The 23,653-nt window shown below is 64.3% G+C and carries 22 protein-coding genes; 10 read left to right on the top strand and 12 right to left on the bottom strand.

Annotated features, from left to right (window positions below; all coding sequences use genetic code 11):
* Nucleotides 1–706 precede the first annotated feature (706 nt).
* On the top strand, nt 707–1,645 hold the full coding sequence (locus FJW08_RS09870; protein WP_140810346.1) for a diacylglycerol kinase family protein: 939 nt from the start codon (nt 707–709) through the stop codon (nt 1,643–1,645).
* Between the two features lie 330 nt (nt 1,646–1,975).
* Here FJW08_RS09870 and FJW08_RS09865 read toward each other — a convergent pair whose 3' ends face one another.
* Genes FJW08_RS09865 through FJW08_RS09855 form a run of 3 tightly spaced genes read right to left on the bottom strand, consistent with a single transcriptional unit; the run spans nt 1,976 to nt 5,717 of the window.
* Nucleotides 1,976–2,893, bottom strand: coding sequence for an NAD(P)-dependent oxidoreductase (locus FJW08_RS09865; RefSeq protein WP_140810345.1), 918 nt, complete (start codon nt 2,891–2,893; stop codon nt 1,976–1,978).
* The gene (locus FJW08_RS09860) at nt 2,890–4,104 is read right to left on the bottom strand and encodes a mandelate racemase/muconate lactonizing enzyme family protein (protein WP_140810344.1); all 1,215 of its coding nucleotides are present in this window, start codon (nt 4,102–4,104) and stop codon (nt 2,890–2,892) included. The genes FJW08_RS09865 and FJW08_RS09860 overlap by 4 nt, the downstream gene beginning before the upstream one ends.
* Complete coding sequence (locus FJW08_RS09855; RefSeq protein ID WP_140810343.1) at nt 4,101–5,717, bottom strand: GMC family oxidoreductase N-terminal domain-containing protein; 1,617 nt, start codon at nt 5,715–5,717, stop codon at nt 4,101–4,103. The genes FJW08_RS09860 and FJW08_RS09855 overlap by 4 nt, the downstream gene beginning before the upstream one ends.
* Nucleotides 5,718–5,921: 204 nt before the next feature.
* Here FJW08_RS09855 and FJW08_RS09850 point away from each other — a divergent pair, with 204 nt between their 5' ends.
* On the top strand, nt 5,922–6,863 hold the full coding sequence (locus FJW08_RS09850; protein WP_140810342.1) for a phosphoribosylaminoimidazolesuccinocarboxamide synthase: 942 nt from the start codon (nt 5,922–5,924) through the stop codon (nt 6,861–6,863).
* Nucleotides 6,864–6,918: 55 nt separating this feature from the next.
* Here FJW08_RS09850 and FJW08_RS09845 read toward each other — a convergent pair whose 3' ends face one another.
* Nucleotides 6,919–7,209, bottom strand: coding sequence for a hypothetical protein (locus FJW08_RS09845; protein WP_140810341.1), 291 nt, complete (start codon nt 7,207–7,209; stop codon nt 6,919–6,921).
* 98 nt (nt 7,210–7,307) lie between these two features.
* Between FJW08_RS09845 and FJW08_RS09840 the strand changes: the two genes are divergently transcribed.
* On the top strand, nt 7,308–7,703 hold the full coding sequence (locus FJW08_RS09840) for an acyl-CoA thioesterase (RefSeq protein WP_013893544.1): 396 nt from the start codon (nt 7,308–7,310) through the stop codon (nt 7,701–7,703).
* A gap of 110 nt (nt 7,704–7,813) precedes the next feature.
* Complete coding sequence (locus FJW08_RS09835; protein ID WP_140810339.1) at nt 7,814–8,017, top strand: hypothetical protein; 204 nt, start codon at nt 7,814–7,816, stop codon at nt 8,015–8,017.
* A gap of 167 nt (nt 8,018–8,184) precedes the next feature.
* Here FJW08_RS09835 and FJW08_RS09830 read toward each other — a convergent pair whose 3' ends face one another.
* Nucleotides 8,185–8,553, bottom strand: coding sequence for a helix-turn-helix domain-containing protein (locus tag FJW08_RS09830; RefSeq protein ID WP_140759442.1), 369 nt, complete (start codon nt 8,551–8,553; stop codon nt 8,185–8,187).
* Nucleotides 8,554–8,643: 90 nt separating this feature from the next.
* On the opposite strand from FJW08_RS09830, the gene FJW08_RS09825 reads away from it, so the two are divergent.
* On the top strand, nt 8,644–9,249 hold the full coding sequence (locus FJW08_RS09825) for an NADPH-dependent FMN reductase (RefSeq protein WP_140759445.1): 606 nt from the start codon (nt 8,644–8,646) through the stop codon (nt 9,247–9,249).
* Between the two features lie 153 nt (nt 9,250–9,402).
* Here FJW08_RS09825 and FJW08_RS09820 read toward each other — a convergent pair whose 3' ends face one another.
* On the bottom strand, nt 9,403–10,662 hold the full coding sequence (locus FJW08_RS09820; RefSeq protein ID WP_140810338.1) for an RNA polymerase sigma factor: 1,260 nt from the start codon (nt 10,660–10,662) through the stop codon (nt 9,403–9,405).
* On the bottom strand, nt 10,659–11,063 hold the full coding sequence (locus FJW08_RS09815; RefSeq protein ID WP_140810337.1) for a YciI family protein: 405 nt from the start codon (nt 11,061–11,063) through the stop codon (nt 10,659–10,661). Before FJW08_RS09815 ends, FJW08_RS09820 begins: the two co-directional genes overlap by 4 nt.
* 226 nt (nt 11,064–11,289) lie before the next feature.
* Between FJW08_RS09815 and FJW08_RS09810 the strand changes: the two genes are divergently transcribed.
* The 4 genes from FJW08_RS09810 to FJW08_RS09795 all read left to right on the top strand — a co-directional run bounded on the left by FJW08_RS09810 (nt 11,290) and on the right by FJW08_RS09795 (nt 17,188).
* Nucleotides 11,290–12,168 (top strand): DMT family transporter, encoded by an 879-nt coding sequence (locus FJW08_RS09810; protein WP_140810451.1) that lies wholly within the window; start codon nt 11,290–11,292, stop codon nt 12,166–12,168.
* 453 nt (nt 12,169–12,621) lie between these two features.
* Nucleotides 12,622–14,097 carry a family 16 glycosylhydrolase gene (locus tag FJW08_RS09805; RefSeq protein ID WP_140810336.1) on the top strand — a complete coding sequence of 492 codons (1,476 nt, stop codon included), beginning with the start codon at nt 12,622–12,624 and terminating at the stop codon, nt 14,095–14,097.
* A gap of 35 nt (nt 14,098–14,132) precedes the next feature.
* Complete coding sequence (locus tag FJW08_RS09800; protein ID WP_140810335.1) at nt 14,133–15,866, top strand: type I secretion system permease/ATPase; 1,734 nt, start codon at nt 14,133–14,135, stop codon at nt 15,864–15,866.
* Between the two features lie 2 nt (nt 15,867–15,868).
* On the top strand, nt 15,869–17,188 hold the full coding sequence (locus FJW08_RS09795) for an HlyD family type I secretion periplasmic adaptor subunit (protein WP_140810333.1): 1,320 nt from the start codon (nt 15,869–15,871) through the stop codon (nt 17,186–17,188).
* Nucleotides 17,189–17,210: 22 nt separating this feature from the next.
* Here FJW08_RS09795 and FJW08_RS09790 read toward each other — a convergent pair whose 3' ends face one another.
* Together FJW08_RS09790 and FJW08_RS09785 are read right to left on the bottom strand one after the other, a co-directional pair.
* Nucleotides 17,211–18,521: a hemolysin family protein gene (locus FJW08_RS09790; RefSeq protein WP_140759465.1), complete on the bottom strand. Its 1,311-nt coding sequence runs from the start codon at nt 18,519–18,521 to the stop codon at nt 17,211–17,213.
* Nucleotides 18,522–18,601: 80 nt separating this feature from the next.
* A complete protein-coding gene (locus FJW08_RS09785; protein WP_140810332.1) occupies nt 18,602–19,516 on the bottom strand; it encodes a LysR family transcriptional regulator in 915 nt (304 codons plus the stop codon).
* Between the two features lie 124 nt (nt 19,517–19,640).
* Between FJW08_RS09785 and FJW08_RS09780 the strand changes: the two genes are divergently transcribed.
* On the top strand, nt 19,641–20,663 hold the full coding sequence (locus tag FJW08_RS09780) for an NAD(P)-dependent alcohol dehydrogenase (protein WP_140810331.1): 1,023 nt from the start codon (nt 19,641–19,643) through the stop codon (nt 20,661–20,663).
* A gap of 7 nt (nt 20,664–20,670) precedes the next feature.
* Here the strand turns inward: FJW08_RS09780 and FJW08_RS09775 are convergent, their stop codons facing one another.
* The 3 genes from FJW08_RS09775 to FJW08_RS09765 form a co-directional block, all read right to left on the bottom strand.
* Nucleotides 20,671–21,378, bottom strand: a complete 708-nt coding sequence (locus FJW08_RS09775; RefSeq protein ID WP_140810330.1) for an LssY C-terminal domain-containing protein — start codon at nt 21,376–21,378, stop codon at nt 20,671–20,673.
* A gap of 160 nt (nt 21,379–21,538) precedes the next feature.
* Nucleotides 21,539–22,345: an extensin family protein gene (locus FJW08_RS09770; RefSeq protein ID WP_140810329.1), complete on the bottom strand. Its 807-nt coding sequence runs from the start codon at nt 22,343–22,345 to the stop codon at nt 21,539–21,541.
* A 188-nt stretch (nt 22,346–22,533) separates the two neighbouring features.
* Nucleotides 22,534–23,559: an extensin family protein gene (locus FJW08_RS09765; protein WP_181182891.1), complete on the bottom strand. Its 1,026-nt coding sequence runs from the start codon at nt 23,557–23,559 to the stop codon at nt 22,534–22,536.
* Between the last annotated feature and the right edge of the window lie 94 nt (nt 23,560–23,653).

Raw genomic sequence — 23,653 nt, 5'->3', positions numbered from 1 at the left:
TTCAATTGACGCCGAACGTTAGCTGATTTTGCCGCCGGTTGCAGCCCTAACCAGAAACACCGTAACAATTGTGTTGGAGAGCCCAAAGACAGTCGGCGCCGGGATTTCTCCCAGCGCCTCCCTGTCAGATCAGGACACGGTCGCGGCAGCAACTTCCGCAAAGTCGTCGCGCCATGCCGGCCTTGATTTTGACGGTCCTGCCAGAGGCCGCCCGAAGGCAGCATCCGTTCCAGACCACGCCGGTCTTGGCCCTTGCGGGCTTTGCCCTGCGCGCCATCGAAGGTTTTTGCCGTCCTTCATGGCAGCATCGGTCCGCCGTCGGCGTTGGCACGCTTTCCGCGGCCCCGTAGGTCTCGGCTTCCGTCCCTCGAACAGGCAAGCCTGCTTTCGCTCCGGGCCGTACGGGCCTCAGGAAATCCGCCTTTCACTTCGCCTTTCGGCTTGATGATCGGTAGCCGCCTGAGATGGGTTGAACTTACGCCGGGTAAGGGGTTTGGGGAATGGCCGAGCCCCTGTGGATAGCGGGGTTATCGGGGACCGATGCCAGAAGCCAAGGAAATTCAGGCGCGAACGCCTTAGACAGCCTGCCCCGCTTTTTCGGCGACCGAACCGACGGTGCCCCTTGCCCTGCCGACAGGCGCGGGTTTCAATACCGGCAAAAGATTTGGGCGCGGCATGTCCGGCGCCTTCCGGGGGAGGATGCATAGTGAAGGTCGGGGTGGTGCTCAATCCGATTGCCGGTGGCGGCCGGCTGAAACGGCATTGGCCCGATGTCGCCGCCGCGCTGAAAAAGCACTTCGGCGATTTCGAACTGCGCGAGACACAGGCCGAGGGCGACGCCGAGCGGCTGGCGCTCGATCTCGCGGCAAACGGTTTCGACCTGGTGATCGCGGCCGGCGGCGACGGCACGGCGAGCGAAGTGGCCGACGGCTTGCTGCAGGCTCGCGAGGAGGGCGGCAGGACAACCGAACTCGGCCTGCTGCCTTGTGGCGCCGGCATCGATTTCGCGCGCGGCCTCGGCCTGCCGACGGCGATCGACGCGACGCTGAAACGGATGGCCGAAGCCAAGGCAAGGGCGGTCGATGCCGGCCGTATCTGCTACATCGACGAGCATGGCGCGCTGGCCAGCCGCCACTTCATCAATATCGCCAGCCTTGGCCTGTCGGGCGCCACCGACCGCGCCGTCAATGCCGACAAGCGCAAGGGCAGGATGTCGGCCAAGGCGCTGTTCCTGTGGCGCACAGTGGTCGAGTTCATCCGCTACCGCTTTCAGGACGTACGGATCACCGTCGACGACGGCGACCCGGTCGAGGCGCGCATGGCGCTGGTGGCGGTGGCCAACGGCAAATTCTTCGGCGGCGGCATGATGATCGCGCCCGATGCGGAACTGACCGACGGACAGTTCGACATCGTCATCCTGCGCGCGGCCGGCAAGCTGAAGCTGATCTGGGATATCAGGCTGCTCTATGGCGGCAGGCACCGCGACCATCCCGCCATCACCATCCTGCGCGGCAGGAAAGTGGTGGTCGAACCGCTCGGCGATGTGGAAAAGAACGGCGCGCTGGTCGACATAGACGGCGAGTCGCCCGGACGCATACCGGCGACCTTCGAGATCCTGCCCGGGGCGTTGACGCTGAGATATTGAAGCGAGATGTTGCCGGGGACAGCGTCCCACAACGTCGTCATCCCTGGGCGAAGCAGGAGCGAAGCTACGTCGCGGAGACCCTGGGATCCATGCCGCGACCTTGGCCGGAACAGCACCGTTGCAACGCCTTGATGTTACGGCATGGATCCTCGGGTCAAGCCCGAGGATGACGAAGGGAAGGGTGTTTCCGTCAATCGCCGAGGTATACGATCCGATCGAAACTCTCGTTTAGGAAACCAGTCGTGATGTTGCAGCTCTGATTCAAGTTGTTGCGGCTATGAGTCTAGATTCTTGCCCAACGCGTTGATTTCATTTGCTGGCTCATGTTGCTCAGATTTCCAACTTGGCCGGAAAGCCCGGCGCGCGCAGATCGGTGCCGACTGTATCCTCCAGCAGCTTGACGATCTGGGTCGACCAGGCGCCGCCGCCATACGCGGCCTTGCCTTGCTGAAAAATCGCGTTGACGCGCGATGCCAGATCGAGCGGGACGCCGGATTGTTCGGCCATGGCGAGCGCGAAGCCGAGGTCCTTCAGTGCCAGGTCCATGGTGAAGCCGATGTCGTAGGAGCCGTTCAGCACCAATTGGCTTTCGGTCTCGTGGACGAAGCTGTTGCCGGAGGAGGCGACGATGGCGTGGTAGCTCTGCGCGAGGTCGAGGCCACCTTGCTTGGCCAGCATCAGCGCCTCGCCGGTGGCGACCAGATGGATGAAGGCCAGCATGTTGGTGATCACCTTGATCACGGCCGCCGAGCCGATCGGGCCCATCAGGAACGACTTCGCGCACATCGCTTCGATGGCCGGGCGGTGACGCTCGTAGAGGGTGGCATCGCCGCCGACCAGCGCGGTGATTTTGCCGACTGCCGCCAGATGCACGCCGCCGGTGACCGGGCATTCCAACGTCTCGACGCCTTGGGCCGAGGCGAGGGCGGCAAGCCGCAAAATCTCGTCGCGGCCGTTGGTCGACATCTCGATCCAGGTGCCGCCCTTGGGCAGACCTTCCAGCAATCCGCCCGGTCCGGCCAGCACCGCTTCGCTGACTTTTGGCGAGGGCAGGCAGCTTATGGCATTGCCGGCGCGGGCGGCTGCCTCGGCCGGGCTGTTGGCAGTCGTGGCGCCGAACGCGACGAGGCGCTCGACGGCGGCGGGGTCGCGGTCGACAACGGTGACGGCAAAGCCGTTGCGGATCAGGCTGGCAGCAAGGTTGCCGCCGAGATGGCCAAGGCCGATGAAGGCGTAGCTCTCGCTCACGGCATCAACGGCGTCTGCATCATCTGCAGATGCAGGTCCTTGCCGGTGTAGGGATGGGCGTCGCAGACAGCCTCGTTGAGTTCGACGCCGAGGCCCGGCTCTTTCGACGGGATGACATTGCCGTCCTGCCATTCGATCTTCTTCTTCAGGAGCGTGGCGTGGAAACCGTCCCACTGCTTCAGCGATTCCAGGATGAGGAAGTTCGGCAGCGTCACCGCGAGCTGGATGTTGGCGGCACCGACGATCGGCCCGCAATAGCAATGCGGCGCGACCTGGATGTGATAGGCCTCGGCCATGGCGGCGATCTTCTTGGTCTCCAGAATGCCGCCGGAGCGGCCGAGGTCAGGCTGCAGGATGGTCGCGGCGCGGTTCTCGATGACGCGGGCGAATTCGGATTTCGTCGTCAGCCGCTCGCCGGTGGCGATCGGGATCGAAGTCGCACGCGCCACCTGCGCCATCACTTCGGGCATGTCAGGCGGCACCGGCTCCTCGAACCACAAGGGATCATAGGGCTCGATGGCGCGCGCCAGGCGCAGCGCGCCCGATGCGGTGAACTGGCCATGCGTGCCGAAGAGGATGTCGGCGCGGGTGCCGACCGCCTCGCGGATTGCCTTGATCATGCGGGTCGAGACATCGATGTCGACGAGGCGGGGCTGGTGGCCGTCGAAGGCGGTGTAGGGGCCGGCCGGGTCGAGCTTGACGGCGTTGAACCCCTGCTCGACATATTCGAGCGCGCAGGCCGCGGCCATCTCCGGATCGTTGTAGACGTTCCTTCCGTCCGGCGCGTCCTCCGAATGGACACTGCCGGTGTGCGGATAAAGATAGGTGTAGGAGCGCAGCGTCTCGTGCACCTGGCCGCCGAGCAGTTTGTAGACCGGCTTGTTGGCCTCCTTGCCGACGATGTCCCAGCAGGCCATTTCGAGTGCGGAAAAACAACCCATGCCGGAAACGTCGGGGCGCTGGGTGAAGCCGGAAGAATAGGCGCGGCGGAAGAAATTTTCGATGTCATGCGGATCGCGGCCGACGAGGTATCGCTCGGCCATGTCCTCGATCATCTTCGCCGTGATGTGGGCGGAGAAGGTAGCGTTGTAGGCCTCGCCATAGCCGACCACGCCGCCATCGGTGGTGAGCTTGACGAAGATGAAATACTTGCCGCCGATGCCAGGCGGCGGATTGCCGACAACCCAGGTCTTGACGTCGGTGATTTTCATTTATGGTCCTCCAGAACCAGTTCGGCGCCCTTCCACCCGGTCATGACCGAGGCGGCGTTGGTGTTGCCGGTGATGTTGTCGGGAAAGATCGAGGCGTCGATGATGCGCAAGCCTTCGAGCCCGTGCACCTTGAGGCGCGGATCGACGACGGAACGCGAGGGATCGGGGCCCATGCGGCAGGTCGAAACCGGGTGATAGACGGTACCGGAGCGCTTCCTGAAATCGGTGATCAGGTCGGCGTCGGACTGGATCGACGGTCCGGGCAACACCTCTTCGGCGATGATCTCGGCCATGGCCGGCATCGAGGCGATCTTGCGCACGAATTTCACCGCCGCCAGCATCTCGTCGACATCGGCGTTGGTCGAGTAGGCGTTGGCGACGATCTTGGGATAATCCAGCGGATTGCTGGAGCGGATCATGATCTCGCCGCGGCTCGACGGACGGCAGTTGGACAGGCCGATGGAGAAACCTGGCCAAGGATCCGGCGTCAGGATCGGGCGCTCGCCATTCTTCGGGATGAGGGTCGAGAAGGCCTGGAAATAAAGCTGCATGTTGGGCCGCGAGAAGGCCGGGTCGGTGCGGAAGAAGCCGCCGCCATGGTTCATCGACAGCGACAGCGGGCCGGAGCGGGTCAGGATATACTGCATGCCGACCAAAAGCTTGCCCCACCACGGGCGCAGGATCTGGTTGAGCGTCGGCAGCTTGCCCTTGAAGGTGTAGTTGATGCCGACATGGTCCTGCAGATTGGCGCCGACATTCTCGTTGGCATGAGCCACCGGGATGCCCAATCCTTTGAGCAATGCAGCAGGGCCGACGCCGGAGAGCTGCATGAGCTGCGGCGAGTTGATCGAGCCCGAGGACAGGATCACCTCGCGGCCGGCGCGGGCCGTTTTCGTCTGACCGTTCTGCCGATACTCGACGCCGACCGCGCGCTTGCCTTCGAACAGGATGCGACTTGCCAGCGCGTTGGTCTCGACGCGGACATTGGCGCGCTTCATCGCCGGGCGCAGGAAGGCGCGTGCCGTCGACATGCGACGTCCGTTTTTGGTCGAGATCTGGTAGATGCCGACGCCCTGCTGGGCAGCACCGTTGAAATCGGGATTGAGCGGCAGCCCGGCCTGCTGGCCGGCGGCGAGATAGCGTTTGGTCAGCGGGTGGACTGCATCAGTTGTGTCGCTGATGTGCAGCGGGCCGCCGGTGCCGCGCCATTGGTCGGCGCCGGCCTCATTGTCCTCGAGCGCCTTGAAGGCCGGCAGCAGGTCGTCATAGCCCCAGCCGGGATTGCCGGCGGCGCGCCAGTCGTCGAAATCCTCGCGCGCGCCTCTGATCCAGACCATGGCGTTGATCGAACTCGACCCGCCGAGCAGCTTGCCGCGCGGCCAGTGGTCGACATTGCCGCCGAGGCCGGGGTCCGGCTCGGTCTTGTAGTTCCAATTGACGGTGGGATCGAAGAAGGTCTTGCCGTAGCCGAGCGGCATCTGCACGTAAAAGCGGCGGTCGCTGCCCCCTGCCTCCAGCACCAGGACCGAGAAGCGGCCCGAGGCCGACAATTTGTCGGCCAGAACCGAGCCGGCCGAGCCGGAGCCGACAATGATGAAATCGTAGGTCTGCATGGTGGACGTCGGTGGCTCCTGAATGTGGCACCAACCTAGGCGCGGCGGGCCCGCCGCGTCGCCGCGCCTTCCGGCATCGGTTGTGAAAAAAGCGACTGGTATATCCAGCTACGTCGCGGGGAATACCGACAATCGCGCTTGATATGCATGGGGTCGACGGACTATGCGAGGGCATCGCCACTCTGCGCAAAGGCAGGAGAGCCCATGCGTGTCCTGTCGGATGCTTTCATTCCCGAACTGCCGGGCTATTACAAAGGCAAGGTCCGCGAGAATTACGACCTGGCCGACGGCAGGCGCATCATCATCGCGACCGACCGTCTCAGCGCCTTCGACATCATCTTGACCTCGATCCCGTTCAAGGGAGAAATCCTGACGCAGACGGCGCGGTACTGGTTCGAGGAAACGGCCGATATCTGTCCGAACCATGTGCGGGAATATCCCGATCCCAACGTCGTCGTCGGCACGAGGCTCGACATCCTGCCGGTCGAGATCGTCGTGCGCGGCTATCTGGCCGGGACCACCAGCACCTCGATCCTGACCCGTTACCGGCGCGGCGAGCGGGAGATGTACGGGATGCGCCTGCCTGGCGGCTTGCGCGACAACGAGAAGCTGGCCGAGCCGGTCATCACGCCGACCAGCAAGGCCGCGGACGGCGGCCATGACGAGCCGCTGTCCAGGGCCGAGATCCTGGAGCAGGGCCTGCTTACGCCGGCGCAATGGGAGACCGTCTCCGATTACGCCCTGCGGCTGTTCGCCCGCGGCCAGGCACGCGCCGCCGAGCGCGGCCTGATCCTTGCCGACACCAAATACGAATTCGGCACCGACAAGGACGGAACGATCATTCTCGCCGACGAAATCCACACGCCCGACAGCAGCCGCTACTGGATCGCGTCGAGCTACGAACAGGCGCTGGCTGATGGAACGCGGCCGGAGAGCTTCGACAAGGATTTCATCCGCTCCTGGGTGACGGCGCGCTGCGATCCCTACAAGGACCCGATCCCGAGGATTCCGGACGAGATCGTCGAACAGGCCTCCAGCGTCTATGCCCAGGCTTACGAGGCGATCACCGGCAAGGCATTCGTGCCAGACCTTTCCGGCGACACCGTTCTGGACCGCATCCGAGCGAATCTGAAGCGCTACTTTTGATGGTGGCGCGAGCCTTTGGTTGAGTGGGATTGAGCAGCGACACCGGGCTCGCCGTTCAATCAACAGGCCGGCCGCTTTCGTCGATGACGGACAATGTGGCGCACTGGGCAAGAAAATGAGCATCCAGCAGCTGTTCGATGACAGTGGCGGTGCGGCGCACTTTTCTCTTCGAGCGAACCGGAATGACGAGCCGAGATGCAACGCGGTCGACGTCATCAAGCGAGAGCGATGCCACCTCGTTCGATCGCAAGGCGCGATAGAGGTCCTCGGCGAATATCCAGATCTTGAAATTGAGATCAATGTCGTCTGATGTCGTCTCGAAATCGATGAGGATGCGGCGCGCCACCTGAACTCTCCATCGCGGCTGCTACGCGTTGACCATTCGTCTTGCGACCGATAGGCAATCTCACCAGGTTGGCCCAGATTGGCAAGGGAGCTGTCTTCATGGTGCAATACGCGGACGGACGGCCGATCGGAGACCTGACGCTGCGCACGCTGGCCATGCCTTCGGACGCCAATGCCGCCGGCGACATTTTTGGTGGATGGGTGATGGCGCAGATGGACCTTGCCTGCGGCATCCGCGCCGCCGAGCGCGCCAGGGGGCGCGTGGTGACGGCGGCGGTCAAGGAGATGTCCTTCGCCAAGCCAATGAAGATCGGCGACACGCTGTGCATCTATACCCATGTCGAACGCGTCGGCCGCACCTCGATGACGCTCAAGGTCGAGGCCTGGGCACAACGTTATCTCTCCGACCTGATGGAAAAGGTCACCCACGCCGATTTCGTCATGGTGGCGCTCGATGGCGAGGGCAAGCCGAAGGCCGTCCCGGCCGAGAGCTGATTCGATACCGCCAATCAGGGACGTTTGTAACATCGCCCGAGCGGGCGATGCGTTCAGCGACATCCTGCCGTTGCCTCCCCGGCTAATTCTGCGGGCGTCGGAGGAAGACAATGCGTCAACACCTATTGAACGGCTGGCTTGCGGCGGCTCTCGCCGCGCTCGCCTGCCTGCTCGGCATGACCGCTTATGCTGAAGTCAAACAGGACCTTGGGCGCACCGCCTGTGTGCATGACACGGCTGGTGTGAAGGAGTGGACAGCGACGTGCACGATCTGCGGCTCGACGCCTTGCGGGACCATGGCACCGAGAGCCTGACCGGCTGCCTTTGGAATGCGGTCACAGTCGCGAGGAGCCGGGCACGTGTGGGCCGGCTCGAGCGCCACAGACAAATTCCCAGATGTCCTTCAGGAAATCATGACCTCGCCTGCAAACACGCAGCGCCGCTCAGTGCGAAACTCCGGACTCCTTGCCGCGCAAGGGCTTCAGGCTTGCATCTCGTCAAATCTGGCGCGCGCCGACTGGACGCGCTGAGTGTTCTTGCGTGCCCAATCCCCAAGCGCGCCGACCGGTACCAGCAGCTCGTGACCGAGCTCCGTCAGCTCGTAATCGACGCGCGGCGGGATGGTCGGAAACACCTTGCGGGTGACGAAGCCGTCGCGCTCCAGGCCGCGCAAGGTGGTGGTCAGCATCTTCTGCGAGATGCCGCCGACAGCCGCGCGCAGCTCGTTGAAACGCAGCGGTCCACCGCCAAGCTTGCCGACCACGAGCACGGTCCATTTGTCGCCGACGCGTTGCAGGATCTCCGACACGGCCCGGCAGTCCTCGGTGTTATGCGGGTGCCTCAGTAACAAAAACGTGCCTCCTTGCGCGCCAGTTTGACAGTATCACATATAGCGCCGGTATCCAAACGATACCAAAAATTCCTGCAAGGAGAGCCCCTTATGTCCAAGCCCAAAATCGCCATTGTCGTCGGTTCGACGCGCGCCGCCCGCTTCGCCGACGTGCCGACGCAGTGGATCGCCAAGATCGCCAAGGCACATGCCGATATCGATGTCGAAATCGTCGATCTGCGCGACTTTCCGCTGCCCTTCTTCGATGAGGTCGCGTCTTCCGCCTGGGCGCCGTCGCAGAACGAAGTCGCACAGCGCTGGCAGAAGAAGGTCGCCGGATTCGACGGCTTCATCTTCACCGCCGCCGAATACAATCACGGCCCGACGGCGGTGCTGAAGAATGCCATCGACTACGCCGCCAATGAGTGGAACAAGAAGCCGGCCGGCTTCGTCGGCTATGGCAGTGTCGGTGGCTCGCGCGCCGTCGAACAGCTTCGTCTCCACGCCGTCGAATTGCAGATGGCGCCGGTCAAGTCCGCCGTCCATATCGCCTGGGGCGATTTCCTTGCCGTCCGCCAGGGTGAGAAGAAGCTCGAGGAGCTCGAGCACCTGAACCAGGCCGCCACCGCGCTGGTCAACGACGTCGCCTGGTGGGCCAAGGTGCTGAAGGCCGCTCGTGCCGCCGATGCCGTCGCCGGCGAAGCCCAGGCGGCCTGATCCGCCGGATCGGATTGTCCTCCCAAGGATACGGGGCGGCGCTTGCGCCGCCCTTTTTTCGTCGGGGTTCTTGCGAAGAAGTTGCGGCGCGCCTGAAAGTTAGCTTGAAACGCCACGCCTACCAAACCGCTTGGCGCGGCGGCGAACGGCCAGCTAAAGGTCGCGATCGGCGGCTGCCGTGGCGCGGGCGAGCAGCAGGGCGCGTTCCCTGTCATTGCCGGTCAATTGGGCGGCCTGGCGGAACGCGGCGCTGGCTTCCGCCCGATGGCCGAGCTTCTCCAGGAGATCGCCGCGCACCGTGGGCAGGAGATGCGAGTCCTTCAGGCGCGGCTCGTCCTTCAGCGCCTCGACGATGGCGAGGCCTTGCGCCGGGCCGAACGCCATGCCGACCGCCACGGCGCGGTTGATCTCGACGATCGGCGAGGGAGCCGAGAGCGCAAGCGCCTGGTAGTAGGCCGATATCGCGATCCAGTCAGTGTCGGCGGCGGTGACCGCGCGGGCATGGCAGGCCGCGATCATCGCCTGCAGCAGATAGGGGCCGGGCGCTGATGTCAGGGCCATGGCGCGATTCAGGCCGTCGAGGCCGCTCCGGATGAGCGACCAGTTCCACCGGCCGCGGTCCTGGTCGAGCAGCAGGATCGGGTCGCCCGTTGCGCCGGTGCGGGCCGCGAAGCGCGAGGCGTTGAACTCCATCAGCGACACCAGCCCCCGCACCTCGGGCTCGTCAGGCATCAGCGCCGCCAATGAGCGGCCGAGGCGCAGCGCCTCGGCGCATAGATCGGTGCACAACCAGTCCGGTCCAGTGGTGGCCACATAGCCCTCGTTGAAGATGAGGTAAACCACCTCCAGCACGGCGGCGAGGCGGTCGCGCCGCTCTTCCGCGCGTGGCGTCTCGAACGGGATGGCGGCATCGCGAAGGGTTCGCTTGGCGCGCACGATGCGCTGGGCCGCTGTGGCTTCGGGCACCAGGAAGGCGCGGGCGATCTGCGGCGTCGACAGCCCGCCCAAGAGCCGCAAGGCCAGTGCGGCGCGCTGCTCGGCGGGCAAGACGGGATGGCAAGCGGTGAAGATCAGCCGCAGGAGGTCGTCGTCGATATCCTCGTCGCGCGCCGCCCCGATGTCGGGCATCTCGCGCTCCAGTTCGGCGAGGTCGATGGCGAGTTCGCGATGCTTGCCGTCGATCATGGTGGTGCGGCGCAGCCGGTCGAGCGCGCGGTTCCTGGCGACCTGCGTCAACCAGGCGGCCGGGTTGGGCGGGATGCCGTCGCGAGGCCAGCGCTCCAGCGCCAGCAGGAAGGCGTCCTGCGCGATTTCCTCGGCCAGCCCGACATCCCTGAGGGTGCGCGCCAATCTGGCGGTGAGCTTCGGCTGCTCGATCCGCCAGACGGCCTCGATGGTTGCGTTGGCGGTCAACCCTTCAGCTCGCCAAAACCTTCCGCCACCTTCTGAACGTCCTCGGGAAATTCGCTCATTTCAAAGACTTGGCGGATTTCGATCACGTCGTTCTCGCCGGCGGGGCAGCGACAGGCCCATTCGATGGCCTCATCGCGCGAGCGCACGTCGATCACCCAATAGCCGCCCAGCACTTCCTTGACCTCGGCGAAGGGGCCGTCGACGACCACAGGCTTGCCGCCCTTGTAGCTGACCCGCGCCCCGGCGGACGGCGGATGCAGGCCGTCGAGCGCCAGAAGCACGCCGGCTTTCTTCAGTTCGTGATTGTACTTCATCATCCCTTCCACCGCCTCGGCGCTGGGCATGACATCGGGTGCGGCGTCCGCGTAGCCGCCGGGGATCATCAGCATCATGAACCGCATGGTCTTCTCCTTGGTTGGGTTGGTTCAATCATATGACGAACGGGCAATGGCGGAATCGACAGGCGTGGCAAAAAAGTTCAGGTCCCAGATCACAGCAGCAATGTGGACCGCCATATCGGCTGGGCTGCCATCTGGCCCCGCCGATTGGTCCTGATATATCCGGCTGCGATCCACCACATGAGGGGGCCTCGTGAAGTCATCCAGCCTGGCAGGCGTCGTTTCTCCCATGGTCCCGGTGCTTGTCTGCGCGCTCGGCATCTTCCTGCTGTCGGGGATGGACGCGGCCATGAAGGTGCTGGTCATCGCGGTCGGCGTCTACAACACGGTGCTGTGGCGCAGCATGCTGGCGACCGTGGTCGCGGCTACTGGCTGGTCGATTGGGCCACGCAGGCTGCCCACGCCTTCCGTGCTCAGGCTGCATGCGCTGCGCGCCGCGGTCGTCGGCGTCGTCTTGCTGTCCTTCTTCTGGGGGCTCGCCAGGCTGCCGCTGGCCGAGGCGATCGGGCTCAGCTTCGTCGCGCCGCTGTTTGCCCTGCTGCTGGCCGCGCTGCTGCTCGGCGAAAGAATACAGCGGCGGGCGATCTGGGCTTCATTGGCCGGCATAGCGGGCGTCGCAATCATCGTGGGCGGCCAGTTCGGGCAGGCGAACCATGCCAAGGATGCCTTGCTCGGCACAGCGGCGGTGCTGGTATCGACGGTGTTCTACGCCTACAATCTGATCCTTGCGCGGCAGCAGGCACTGGTGGCCAAGCCGATCGAGATCATGCTGTTCCAGAATCTTTGCGTGGCGGTCATCCTCGGTCTCGCGGCACCTTGGCTCGCCGTTGCCCTGCCTCGAGAACTCTGGCTTCCGCTCGCCGGGGTGACGGCGCTGTCGCTCGCCGGCCAGTTCCTGATGAGCTGGGCTTACGCGCGGGCCGAAGCGCAATATCTGATCCCGACGGAGTACTCGGCCTTCATCTGGGCGATCGCGCTTGGCTTCCTCTTTTTCGACGAGGCGGTGACCTGGACCACGCTGGCGGGAGCCGGCCTTATCGTGGCCAGTTGCCTGATCGCGGCGCGTTCAAATCCCAGGCTTGCCGAGCCGATCGAGGCCGCTGTCTGAGGGCAGGTCGCACACTACGACAGTCAGCGCACCGCTTCGCGATGGCCGCTGGGCTGGCGGGTGGCGATCAGTTTGTCGATGCGGCGGCCGTCGAGGTCGACCATCTCAATCGTCAGCCGGTGCGGCAACGCGTTATTTCCCGGAGCGGCAATTGCACGGCCTCGCCAGACAGCAGAGAGCGCTCCGGGTGACCTGAAACAGGCATGACCGCAAGTAGATCGGCCCGTATCGTGAAATTTTTATTAAATATTTCGCCCGCCTGATTACGATCTATGGACCAATTGTTGGTCTGTTGTGCTGTCCGCTCAGAGAATGTCACCGAATGATCGATGCAATGGCAGACTATATGGCAAGTTCCTGGAACGATATCTCGCATGGCAACGTTGGTCCGGGTGCGGTCGCCTGGAATCGAACGACACAAGGTGGCCAGGCGTCACGAGGAGGATTTGTCCGATGAGCTTCTTCGTCAACGCCGTGGGTGTTCCTCTTCCCTATAGCGGCGCCTCCAACCATTGGTTCTCGGCGCCAGGGGCCGGCCCGGACTTGTACGGCAGTGCGGGAAACGACTCGCTCTACGGAGCAGGCAATGTCAACGTCACGATGCATGGTGGCACCGGCGATGACATCTATTACCTCTATGGGGCGGGCAACAAGGTGGCCGAGGCCGCCGGGGCGGGCATCGACACGATCAGCACATGGATGAGCTACAAGCTTCCCGACAATGTCGAGAACCTCATCGTCACAAACCCCAATAACTACGCCTTCGGAAATGGGTTGGACAACATCATCACCGCCACCGCCGGACACCAGACGCTGGACGGCGGCGCGGGAAACGATGTGCTGATCGACGGCGGCGGCGGTTACGACACGTTCATCGTCTCGAAAGGCGACGGAAGCGATCTGATCGCGAATTTTGCCGCCACCGATACCGTACGCCTCAATGGCTATGGGTTCACTTCGTTCGACGCCATCCACTCGAACATGGTCCAGGCGGGATCGAACGTGTTGTTGAACCTCGGATCCGGCGAGATCCTCGAGTTCAAGGACACGACCGTCGACAAGCTGCAGCCCGGCCAGTTCGAATTGCCGATCGACATGTCCGCAATGAAGCTGTCCTTCAGCGACGATTTCAACACGCTCAATCTTCACAATGCCCAGGGCGGCACGTGGGACACCAATTTCTCATGGGGAGCGCCGAACGGCAGCACTTTGAGCGACAATGCCGAATTGCAGTGGTACATCAACGCCAATTACGCACCGACGAGTTCGGTCCACCCGTTCAGCGTCGATAACGGCGTGCTCACCATCACCGCGGCTCAGGCGCCGGCAGACATCAAGCCTCTCATCAACAATTACGAATACACGTCCGGCGTCCTGACGACGCATGACTCGTTCTCGCAGACCTATGGCTATTTCGAAATGCGGGCCGACCTGCCCGAGAACGCCGGCGCCTGGCCAGCCTTCTGGCTGCTGCCGGAAGACGGCTCGTGGCCGCCGGAACTGGATGTGGTGGAGACGCGCGGACAGGACCCGAACTCGTTGATCATGACGGCGCACTCAAATGAAACGGGAACGCACACCAAGGTGACGTCGACGGTGAATACCATGGACACCGCCGGCTTCCACACCTATGGCGTGCTGTGGACGCCGGAGAAGCTCGTCTGGACTTATGATGGTGTTCAGGTCGCGGAAGCGGCGACGCCATCCGACATGAACAAGCCCATGTACATGCTGGTCAATCTCGCGGTCGGCGGTTTCGCCGGCTCTCCGCCCGATCATCTGGCGACGCCAGCCGAGATGAAGATCGACTACATCCGCGCCTATACGTTGGACAACGCGCCGGCGAGCGCTCTGCACAGCAGCAGCGCCACGCACAGCATCGCCAGCAGCACGCTGCACAACGGCTCGGAATTCGGAGGCCACGCGTAAGGTCCCGGGGTCATGCAGCGGTGGGGAAAGCGGAAATGACTGGACCGTCGGGCCTGCGTCCGGTCTTCATGCGCGCCATCGCCGATGTCGGCGTCTTCTCGTTGCTGATCAACATCCTGCTGCTGGTGATCCCGCTCTACCTGCTGCAGGTCTATGACCGTGTGCTGCCGTCCTCCAGCGTCGAGACGCTCGTCTATCTTTCGGGCATCGCGGTTCTCGCGCTCGCCTTCCTCGGGCTGCTGGATGCGATCCGCGCCGTCTACACGCAGCGCGTCGCGGCGACGGTCGACCGGAAGCTGGGTGCCAGCACCTTCGCCATTTCGCTCGGCGCAAAATATGCCGGTCTGTCGCCGCTGCGCGACCTCGCCTCGGTCTGTGCCTTCATCAGGTCGCGCGGCGTGGCGGTGCTGTTCGACCTGCCCTTTGCGCCGGTCTTCCTCGCCTTGCTCTATCTGATCCATCCGGTGCTGTTCTGGGTGACGGTCGCCGGCGCGGTGCTTCTGCTTTTCCTGGTCGCGGCCAACCAGCTTGCCATTGGCAGGAACGACGCCTTGTCCACGGAGCGTTCGGCCTTGGCCAGCCAGGCGGAACAGGCCTTTGCCCGCAATGCGGAGACGCTGCGCGCCATGGGCATGGTGGAGAACGCCTCGCGGGTCTGGGCACGGCATGTAGCGGCTGCGCTCGCCTTCCACGACCGTTCTTCGAGCGCCAATGCGATCTTCAGCGGCGCCTCGCGGGCGCTGCGCATGATGCTGCAGCTGGCGATCCTCGGCGCCGGTGCATGGCTGGTGCTTCGAGGGCAGATGACGGCCGGCATGATCTTCGCTTCGTCGCTGGTGTCGTCGCGGGCGCTGCAGCCGCTCGACCAACTGATCGGCGCCTGGCGGCAGATCGCCGACGCCCGGCGCGCGTGGACACGGCTGGAGAAGGCGCTTGCGGCACGTCCGGCCGAGGCGCGAAAACTTGTCCTGCCCGATCCGGCAGGTGCGATTTCCGCGCAGGACGTTTTCTTCATGGCGCCGAATGCCCGACCCGGCACGGAGCCCATTCTCAAGCGGCTTACCTTTGCCATCGGCGCCGGCGAAGCGTTGGCCATCGTCGGCCCGAGCGGCGCCGGCAAATCGACGCTGGCGCGGTTGCTCGTGGGGGCCGCACAGCCGACCGGCGGCTCAATCAGGATCGACGGCGCCGACCTCGGGACCTGGGACGAAAGCCAGCTCGGAAAGCATGTCGGATACCTCGCGCAGGAGGTCGAGCTCTTTCCAGGATCGATCGCGCAAAACGTCGCCCGCTTCGACCCGGAGGCGGATGACGGAGCGATCGTCGATGCGGCAAGGCGTGCCCAGGTGCATGAGTTGATCCTGGCGCAGCGCGATGGCTACCAGACCATGATCGGCCCGTCGGACAGGACGCTGTCGGGCGGCGAGCGCCAGCGTATCGGGCTGGCGCGCGCCTTCTACGGCAATCCGCGGATCCTGGTGCTCGACGAGCCCAGTTCCCATCTCGACGGCAGCGGCGAGGCCGCGCTCGAGGCGGTGCTTTCGGCTGCGCGGACGGCCGGCGTCACGGTCGTCGTGATCACCCATCAGCCTTCGATCGCGGCTGCTTGCGACCGCGTGATGCTCTTGCGCGGCGGCATGATCGAAGCCTTCGGCCCAAGCAGCGAGATGCTGCGGCGGTCGGTCGTCGGCAAGGGCGTCCAGCAGAGCACGGTGGTGACCGGGTCGTTCGCCCCGACGATCCGCGCGCATGGCAGCTTCGGATCCTGAAGATGACGACACAGAGCATCGCCTGGGATAACCAGCCTCGCACCGACATAAGACGCGTGGCCCTCACCGGCTATGCTGCCATAGCGCTGCTGGCGGGCGGCTTCGGCTATTGGGCCGTCAGCGCGCCCTTGTCGGGAGCGGTGATCACGCAAGGCACGATCTCGGCAACCGGCGGCAACATCCAGATCCAGCATCGCGAGGGCGGTATCGTCCAGGCGTTGCTGGTCCATGAAGGCGATCGCGTGCAACTGGGCCAGGATCTGATCGTGCTGGATCCAACGGCCGCGCAGGCCGAGCTCAACCGGCTGACGAGACAGTCGATCGCGCTCAGGGCGAGCGCGGCGCGGCTGGAGGCGGAACGCGACGGGTTGGACAGGCTGGCGCCAATCGCCGAAGCGGCGCCCGCGCCTTTCCAGCACGATTTCGAAATCCTGATTCGAGAGCAGCAGAAGGAATTCGACGCCAGGCTCGCCCGGTTCCGGTCGGAAAAATCGATCCTGGCACAACGGGCCGCCATGCACCGGCAGTCGGTAACGGGATTGCAGGCCCAGAAACAGGCCATTCAGCAACAAGCCGAAGTCGTCAAGAAAGAACTCGGCATCAAGACCAGCTTGTTGGACAGGGGCCTCACCAACCGGACCGAATACTCCCAGCTATTGCGCAGCGAGGCCGATCTCGTCGGGCAGGCCGGGGCGCTGGAGGCCAATCTCGCGACGGCCAACACCCAGATCGTCGAAGCCCAGGAGCAGACCGAGCGCCTGACCACGCAACGCGTCGAGGAGGCGCTGACGAAACTCGACGACGTTCGCTCCAATCTGGCCGACGTCGAGGAACAGACCAGGGCGGCGGAGGCGGTGGTGCGGCGAACGACGATCAAGGCGCCGGCAGCGGGCATCGTGGTGTCGTCGACCTACAATTCCAAGGGCAGTGTGATTGCCCCCGGCGAAAAGATCATGGAGATCCTGCCCACCGCGTCGGGCCTTGTCGTCGACGCGAGACTGCGGCCGAAGGACATCGATCAGGTCCGCGTCGGTCAGCCGGCGAAACTGCGATTGTCCGCCTTGAATTCGCGGCTCACGCCAGAGGTTTCAGCCACCGTGACACGGATTTCGGCGGATCGGCTCATCGACCAGACCTCGCGTGAACCCTATTTCCGCGCCAAGCTGACGATTGCCGCCGACCTGCCGCCCGGCGTGAGGCGCGATCAACTTTATCCCGGGACGCCGGTCGAGGCGTTCATCAGCACCGGCGACCGGACTTTCCTGGAGTATCTCGCGCGGCCGATGCTCGATTCATTCGCGCGCGCTTTCGCGGAGCAGTAGATCTCCTTGGACACTTGAACCGTCAGCGCGCCACCTCGCGGTGGCCGCTGGGCAGGCGGGTGGCGATCAGCTTGTCGATGCGGCGGCCGTCGAGGTCGACCACCTCGAAGCGCCAGCCCTGAGCATCGACGCATTCGCCGGTCGCCGGCAGATGGTGCATGTGCGACAGCACATAGCCGGCGACGGTCTCGTAGTCGCGGTTTTCCGGCAGGTCGATGCCCAGCACCTCGGCCATCTCGTCGGCCTGCATGTAGCCGGCAAGCAGCCATGAGCCGTCGTCGCGCTGAACGGCGTTTTCTTCCTCGCCGGCCTCGAGGTCCGAGCGGAAGACGCCGGTGATGGCTTCCAGAATGTCGGCGGGGGTGACGATGCCCTCGAAGTGGCCGTATTCGTCATGCACCAGCGCCATCGGCACGTCGCTCTCCTTCAGCTTCTGCAGCACATCGAGCGCATCGGCCTGGTCGTGCACGATGGGAGCCGCGCGCACATACTTGCGCGGGTCGAGTGCGCGGCCACCGAGCAGCGCGGCCAGCACGTCGCGCGTCTGGATGACGCCGATCATGGCGTCCACCCCGCCGTCGCCGGCGGGCAGGCGCGAATGCTGGGTGTCCATCAGAAGCTTGCGGATCGTGGTTTCATCGGACTGCAGGTTGATCCAGTCGACATCGGTGCGCGGCGACATGACGGCGCGCACGGCGCGGTCGCCAAGCCGCATGACGCCGGCGATCATGCGCCGCTCGTCGGATTCGATGGTACCGTGATGCTCGGCCTCGGCGACCAGCATCCTGATCTCCTCGTCGGTGACCTTTTCCTCGCTTTCGCCGTGCTGGCCGAGCAGCCAGAGCAGGGCACGGCCCGAAATATCGAGCAGGAAGACCAGAGGGGCCGAGACGGTGGCGAGGATGGTCATTGCCGGCGCGGCGCGCACCGCGACCCGCTCGGGATCGCGCAGCGCGATCTGCTTGGGCACCAGTTCGCCGATGATCAGCGAGGCATAGGTGATGATGGCCACGACGATGCCGACGCCGAGCGGATCGGCGATGTTCTCGCGGACGCCTGTCGAAGCCAGGGATTGCGCCAGCCTCTGGCCGAGCGTGGCGCCGGAAAAGGCGCCCGAGAGCACGCCGACCAGCGTGATGCCGATCTGCACGGAGGACAGGAATTTGCCGGGATTGGAGCCAAGCGCCAAAGCGCGGCCGGCGCCTTTGACGTTGCGGTCGATCATCGCCTTCAGGCGAGCCGGCCGCGATGAGACGATGGCGAGTTCGGACATCGACAGAAGGCCGTTCACGCAGATGAGGACGACCACGGTGGCGATTTCAACGTATAGCATGAGGGCTCAATAGCATTGCCGCACGGCTTTCGAAAATAGTCGGCGACCATTTTAGAAAGATGACGGCAAATGCGGGTCGATCAGGCGGCATCCCAGGGCGGCGACGAGAAATGCGCAACCAGCGCGTCGACAACGACCCGCACCTTGGGCGTCAAGGCGCGTGTCACCGGCCAGATGGCATGGACGGAAATGTTTTCGACCAGCGTGTCCATCAGCACCATTTCCAGCGCGCCGCTCTTGAGACTGTCCGCCACCAGCCAGGTCGGCAGGAAGGTGATGCCGCAACCGGCAAGGACCGCGCCCAGCATCGGCTCGCCATTGTCGAGCACCAGCCTTGCCCGCGGCGTGAACTTCGCGACATGGCCATCGGCCTGCCTGATGCTCCACGCGTGGGCGACGCCGTTGCGGGTGTAGCCGATCAGGTCATGGCCGGCGAGATCCTCGATCGTTCGCGGCCTGCCGTTTCTGTCGAGATAGGCGGGGGCGGCGCATATGGCAGAGCGCTGGGTATAGAGCCGGCGTGCGGCCAGCGACAGGCTGTCGTCGAGGTCGCCCATGCGGATCGCAAGGTCGATGCCTTCCTCGATGAGGTCGACGCGGCGGTCGTTGAAGGAAATCTCCATGGCCAGATCGGGAAATCGCCTGGAAATGTCGAACAGCACGGGAGCCACGCAGCGGTGGCCGAAGGCCGACGGCAGGTCGACCCGAAGCCGGCCCGAGGGCACCTGGCGGCGCGAGGCGAGCAGCGCCTGGGCGGCTTCGATCTCGGATAGCGCCCTGACGCAGGCTTCATAGTAGCACAGGCCTTCGTTCGTCGGGCTGAGGCTGCGCGTCGTGCGGTTGAGCAAGCGGATGCCAAGCCGCTGTTCAAGCTGCGCGACCGATTTGCCGACCGCCGATTTCGTCACCCGCAGCCGCTCTCCGGCGCCGGTGAAGCTTCCTGCCTCAATCGTTTGAACGAAGGCGACGACGCCTTGCAGATCCGCGGATTCCATCGATCTATTCCTATTGTAGAAATCTGCTCACCAATTCGTTTCCGATTATGGATCATGGAAGCGCTTTTTTCCATAGTGAAACGGCGTAAATATCCCGCCAGCCATGCAATCGGGAGCAGACGCAATGAGCAGCGACATCAACAGATCCTGGCGGATGACCGGCTTTGGCCTGCCCAGGCTGGAATTGGCCGAAGGGAGGATTCCCGAGCCCGGGCCGCATGACCTGCTGGTGCGGATCAAGGCCATATCGCTGAACTACAAGGACAGGATGATCGTCGATGGCGTGCTGATCCCCGATCTAGCCTTTCCGTTCGTCCCGACATCGGATGCCGTGGGCGAAGTGGTGGCAGTCGGCGGCGCTGTCAGCCGCTTCAAGACCGGCCAGCGCGTGCTGGGGCAGGTGATTGCCGATTGGCCCGATGGCGATGCGCCGCCGGTGCTGCACCAGCACACGCTGGGATCGTCGCTGCCCGGCACTTTGAGCGACTACCTGCTCCTGCATGAGGACGCCGCCGTGCTGGCGCCGCCGTCGCTCAGCGATGCCGAGGCTTCCACGCTGCCGATCGCGGCGCTGACGGCCTGGTTCGCGATGGCCGAGGCGACAAGACCGGTGCCTGGCCAGACCATTCTGATCCAGGGCACGGGCGGCGTCTCCCTGTTTGCGCTGCAATTCGCCCACGCCTTCGGCCTGCGCGCCATCGTCACGTCAAGCAGCGACGGCAAGCTCGAGCGGGCAAGGACGCTCGGCGCCTGGCAAGTGATCAACTACCGCACCAGGGCGGCATGGGACGAAGCGGCGCGCGAGCTGACAGGTGGCGCCGGCGTCAACCATATCCTCGAAATGGTCGGCGGCGGCAATGCGCGGCGCTCACTCGACGCGCTGGCCGCCGACGGCAGGTTGTCGGTCATCGGCCTGTTGGGCAGCATGGAGCTCAGCTTTCCGATCGTGCCCTTCCTGCGCAACCGGATTGTCGTGCAAGGCATTTCGGTCGGCCACCGCCGCGCCTTCGAGCGTATGAACCAGGCGATCGAGGCGCTGGCGATAAGGCCGGTCATCGACAAGGTCTTTGGTTTCGACGAGGTGCCGCGCGCCTTCGAGCATCTGGAGAAGGGGCCGTTCGGCAAGATCGTCATCGCCACGACCTGATCTCCGGTCATGGCAATTGCTTCAGCACGCCGACGATCGCCTTGCCATCGGTGAAATAAGGGTCGCCGCCACCATTGCGGCCGGTCTTGGTGGGGCCAATGCCCGCCAGGTCGCTGGTCGAGAGCAGCAGGCCGGAGGCACTCAGATCGCCGATCATGAAGTCGCGCTCGGCATCGATGTCGGGACCGATATGATGGGTGATGGCGCCCGTGTCATGGCTCAGGCCGACGCCGCGATCGAAGCTGGCAGCACCCAGCCAGAGCGGCCTTCCGTCGTCGCCGACCGTATCCGTCTGCCAGAAGCGGACGTGATGGCGCCGGTCGGCGCTGTCACCGACCGGCTTTTCGAAAGCGAGTTCCTGGGCGCGGCCCTCGAACAGCAGGCGGCTCATCGGTGCGTCGGGATAGGGGCGGGAAAACAGAACGCTCTCGCCGATATCAATGGCGGTCCTCAATGTGACGGCGTCCGCGGTGTCCCAGCCGGCGACAGCGAAAGCGTGCACCAACTCCTTCTCCGTACCGACCAGGCCGACATTGATGGGGTCGCCGGGAATGCCTTGCCGCGTGTGGGTGACCATCTCGAAGCGCTGGTCGCGAAAGCCGCGGTCACGGAATGTCCAGAATTCCGGCGCGGCGACATAGGCGAGCACCACATAGGCGGCCAATAGCGCGGCAAGCCATATCGTCAGGCGTCGTCGAAGGCTTCGTTGGCTCATTTGCTCCCCATGTCGTCAGGGTCTATGCAGGTTCCGCCGGTGGGGCCAGAGTCCTATGGGTAGAGCCAGGTGTCTTTCTTATGACCGGTGACCATGTCTTCGTCATCACGCAGCGAAGCGATGGGGCGAAGACCTGTGATGACGAAGTTCGGCTGTGCGATCAGCGGCAGGCGCGATAACCGCTCTTGCGGTTCTTGATGTCGAAGTGGAAATGGTTGCGGTGATCGTAATTGTAGCCGGGGCCAAGCACCGTGGTGAAATACTGGCAGCCGTCGGCGCGCACATTGTTGAGGAAGCCTCGCGTGCGGAAGGCGAACAGGCCGGGCTTGCGCACGTCGATGTCGTCGCCATTGTTGAGTTCGATGCTCATGACATCGAGCGCGTTGCCCTTGCCGTGCTCGGATAGCACGCCTTCACCGGCGATGTTGCGGCAGGAGTAACTCGAGCCCTGATGGATGGTCTTGACGCCGGAGAAGTAACGCCAGCGGGCTGAGGGAACGAGTTCGTTCTTCGTCCAGGCGGCGAAGGTGGCGGCCATGTCGCAGGTCAGCGTCGCTGCGGGTTTCATCTGGACGCCGCCGATGGCCGAGACCTTGACCGGATAGTCGATGCCGCACTGGCCTTCGTGGATCGGCGCCAGGTCGGTGTAGGCGACATCGAGGCGCTTCAGCTGTTGGCGGCAATCGGTTTCGCTGGCCGGCATCTGCTCGAGCGGCGACATCGGCTCATCCATGCGCGGATAGGCGGCCTGCGTCATATAGGGATTGGATGGAACTAGTCTCTGCAAGCCCGTATATTGCGGCACGGCCGCGGTCTGCGAGCCGACATCGACGGCAGGCTGCAACGACAGCACGCTGCCGGTGTTGCAGGCCGAAACCGCAGCCAGTGCAAGGCTGGCGGCCAGCAACGCAGCAAGTTTCAATTGGCGCGCTGCGGCGAGGAAAACGGCGCGAAATGTGCCGGCCATTGGCGGAAATCCTGTCCCGAACCTGATCACGATCAGGTTCTATCCTTGCCTGACCATGATCTTTCGCGAAAACCGGTTTCCACTTTTCGGGATCATGGTCCGGATATCCGGCATTTTAACGATCAAGGGTAAAGGAAAACTCAGCGCCCGCGTTCACGCCTGCGGCTAAAATGCGGCGGAGGTTCCGCTCACTGGCAAAACGTACCGCCATGCCGGCGCGGTTCGAGATCGAAATGAAAATGCAGTGCGTGGTCGGCGTCGGCGCCGGGGCCGAGCACGGTCTTGAACGGGCCGCAGGCAGCCTTGCGCACCGCGTCGAGGAATTTGGCGTCCTTTTCCGGCGGCGCCAGCCCGACCTCGATCGTCTTGCCGTCGGATAGCGTAAAGCTGGCAATGTCGAGCGCGTTGCCGAAAGCATGTTCCGACAGCTTGCGCGTGCCGTTGCGCGGCCGGCAGACGAAGGCCGACGCCTGGCCGATCGACTTCAGGTCGGCGCCGAATTCGGCCTTTGCCGCCGGCTGGATGACGTCGGCGGCAAAACGCGCCGCCGCCTCGGCCATCGGGCAGTTGAGCTCGGCGCCGGGGGAAATCGCGATCGACTTGCCAAGCGACTTCAGCACGATGGGATAGGGGATCGAGCAGCCGATTTCGGGGTTGCTTTCGGCTTTGTGCTCCTCGAATTCGACCCCGAGCGTCTTCAGGCGCTCGCGGCAGGCGACTTCCTCCTCCGGCATCTTATCTGCGGGAAGAGCGGCCGAGCGTGGATCGGGCAGCATCTTCTCCTCGTCGCCCGCGTCCGCCGGCTTTGGCGTCGGCTGCGGGGCGACGGCCGGCGGCTGAGGCTCGGGCGTCGTGGTGCCGGGCTTTGGCGTCGGTATTGGCACCACGGCTGGCGGCTCGGGCTCGCTTTCCGTTTCGGCTGGTGGTTCGGGTGGTGTCAGGCTTTTCCGATGGGCCTCTTCGTCCTTGGGCAGATCGGGCGCTCCGCCGCTCTTTGGGCCTTCAGTGTTCTGATCTTGCGGCTTCGGAGCGTCTACCTTTGGAGCGGCCGCCGGACGTGGCTCGGGCACCGGAACATCGGCGGATGGCCGAGGATCCTGCGTTTTCAGCGGTGCCGGATTTGGCGTCAGATGCTGCCTGGCCCGCGCTCTCAACTGCCGCTTGCCTCGCTGTTTCAGCGGCTGATCGGCCCGCTGAGTCAGCGGCTGCTCCACGCGCGGGGTCAGCGACTTGTGGTGTTTGTAACGATGTTTGGCGTCGGCCGGCATGACCAGCAGAGCCGTGAAGGCCATGGCCAATGCAATCCTG

The sequence above is a fragment of the Mesorhizobium sp. B3-2-1 genome (assembly GCF_006439515.1).
In the GTDB taxonomy this organism is placed as follows: domain Bacteria; phylum Pseudomonadota; class Alphaproteobacteria; order Rhizobiales; family Rhizobiaceae; genus Mesorhizobium.
Note: the sequence above shows the minus strand (reverse complement) of the source record. Positions and strands in the feature narration are given on the sequence as shown.